The following is a 512-nucleotide window of genomic DNA, read 5'->3' as shown; positions in this document are numbered from 1 at the left end:
GAGGAAGTGCCGTGCATGGTTCGTGTCCTCGAGACCGGGAGGGGGCTTCGGCTCACAGCCGGACGAGGTCGTCCGGCCGCCAGCTCTGGTCGTAGAAGGTGGCGGTCGTGCCATAGAGCCGCACGGCCACCATGAAGGCCCGGCCGCGCAGGGTCTGGATCCAGTTCCGCTCCGGGGCCGCGTCAGGGCGCGTCGGGCCGAAGAACAGCTCCACCGAGCCGTCCGCCCCCGTCGCGACGCGGTCGAACTGGTTGCGCGACGGGAAGGGCTGCTCGGTCTCGGGCATGGTGCCGTCGGCCGGATTGTAGGCGGTCACGGCCCAGTAGAGCGCCGCCGGTATCCCCGGCGGCAGGCGCAGCCGATAGCTGTTCCCACCGTCGAGCAGCGTGCCGTCCGCATCCCGGTAGGTGGAGGGATACTTGGAGCCTAGCCCGATCGCGTCGACCACCATGGCCGGCGCCGAGGAATAGGCCACCTGGAAATAGGCGGCGCGGGCGTCCACCGACTGGAAG

At 70.3% G+C, this 512-nt stretch carries 1 protein-coding gene; it reads right to left on the bottom strand.

Annotated elements, in window-relative coordinates; translation table 11 throughout:
- Positions 1 to 52: 52 nt before the first annotated feature.
- Positions 53 to 512: DUF1214 domain-containing protein (locus AC1DWF_RS38845; RefSeq protein ID WP_476843711.1), on the bottom strand; the 460-nt coding region annotated here is incomplete at its 5' end.

This window comes from Aminobacter sp. P4_D5 (assembly GCF_056401815.1).
The sequence above is the reverse complement of the archived record's forward strand: the minus strand, read 5'-3'. Positions and strand labels throughout refer to the sequence as shown.